The organism is Hydrogenivirga sp. 128-5-R1-1 (assembly GCF_000171895.1).
Map to the genome: position 1 here is coordinate 1 of NZ_ABHJ01000262.1, position 1,694 is coordinate 1,694.

A 1,694-nucleotide genomic window follows, 5' to 3' on the forward strand; every position below is an offset into this window, starting at 1 on the left:
TTTGCCGGAGCTGCCGCACTTTCTGCCTCCGGTCTCCCATCTGACAAGTTTTTGTTTGCTGGATTTTTGCCAAACAAAGACAAAAAAAGAGAAGAAATACTTTTATGGCTCAAAAATATTAGTATTACTTTTATTCTATATGAAAGTCCCAAAAGGGTCTTAAAAACTTTACAGTCTATTGAAAAAATTTTACCAAACTCTCCGGTTGTTATTGCAAAAGAGCTTACAAAAATACACGAGGAGTTTATAAGAGGAACGGCAAGGCAGATAATAGGTTATTTTGAAAAAAACCCTGATAAGCTAAAAGGTGAGTTCGTTATTTTATGTCATCCAGAAGAAAAGAAAGAAATAAATATTGAAAACTTAAAAGAAGAGATTAAAAATCTTAAAAAAGAAGGCTTTAAATCAAAAGAGATAGCGAAAATAATCTCTGAAAAATTCGGCATATCAAAAAAGGAAGCTTACAAACTTACTTTGGAGGAAAAATGAAAAAAGTATTATTTGAGGGAAAGGAAATTTATCCATCTAAAATTTTATGCGTTGGAAGGAATTATGTTGAGCATATAAAAGAACTTAATAATAAAGTGCCTAATGATATTGTATTTTTTATAAAACCAAACTCTTCAATATCAGAAGAGCTTATAAAACCTGATAAGAAATGTAGATATGAAGGAGAAATATCATTTTTAATCATAAAAAATAAAATAAAAGCAGTAGGTTTTGGAATTGATTTAACATTTGTAGATGAGCAGGAAAAGGCAAAAAAAGAAAGACTCCCTTGGGAAAAAGCAAAGGCATTTGATAACTCTGCTGTATTTTCTGATTTTGTGGAAATTAGTGATGTAGAAGGACTTGAAATGGAGCTTTATATAAATGGAGAGCTAAAGCAAAAGGCAACCATAGAACTGATGATATATAAACCTTACCAGATACTTGAAAAAGCAAAAGAGTATTTTTCTTTTGAAAATGGGGATATTTTAATGACAGGTACCCCAAAAGGAGTTGGATATTTTGAAAAAGGAGATAAATTTTTAGGGAAAATAATAAAGAAAGGAAAAACCTTAATAGAAAGAGAATGGATAGTAAAATAATCACAGCAGACGGAACTGAAACATTTTTTAATGAAGAGTATAACGAGGCTTACCACAGCACAAAGGCAGGGGCATATACAGAAAGCCTGCATAAATTTATTAATCCAACAAAAGTAAAAGAACTTGCAAAAGAAAAAGAGCAGATAAACATATTAGATGTTGGTTTTGGTCTTGCCTATAATGTGGCAGTCTGTTATACAGAGGTTCTAAAGGTAAATAAAAATGCAAAATTAAATATAATTTCTATTGAAAAGGATAAAAACAACTTTGAAAGAATAAAATCTTTAAACATTCCTGAAAATCTAAAAGAGTTTTACAGCCTTTTGGAAAAAGGTGAATTTAAAAATGAAAAAATAGGAAATAACACTTATGAAGTTTTTGTGTTAGATGAAAATAACTTAAACTTAAAAGTTATTTTAGGAGAGGGAAGAGAGATTATAAAATACCTTCAAAATGAAAATATAAAATTTGACGCAGTTTTCTGGGATGCTTTTTCTCCTAAAGTAAACACTGAAATGTGGACTGTAAATATTTTTAAATTGGTTAAAAACTTAATGACTGAAAAAGCTGTTCTTGCAACATACAGTGCGTCGCTGGCAGTCA

Annotated in this window: 3 protein-coding genes; all 3 read left to right on the forward strand. The window is 30.0% G+C overall.

Annotated features, from left to right (window positions below):
- Positions 1 to 51 precede the first annotated feature (51 nt).
- The gene (locus tag HG1285_RS02635; protein WP_157560715.1) at positions 52 to 489 is read left to right on the forward strand and encodes a hypothetical protein; all 438 of its coding nucleotides are present in this window, start codon (positions 52 to 54) and stop codon (positions 487 to 489) included.
- Positions 486 to 1,091 (forward strand): fumarylacetoacetate hydrolase family protein, encoded by a 606-nt coding sequence (locus HG1285_RS02630; protein ID WP_008289081.1) that lies wholly within the window; start codon positions 486 to 488, stop codon positions 1,089 to 1,091. Before HG1285_RS02635 ends, HG1285_RS02630 begins: the two co-directional genes overlap by 4 nt.
- The coding region (locus HG1285_RS02625; RefSeq protein ID WP_008289082.1) for an MnmC family methyltransferase at positions 1,076 to 1,694 on the forward strand (619 nt) is incomplete at its 3' end. The genes HG1285_RS02630 and HG1285_RS02625, both read left to right, overlap by 16 nt.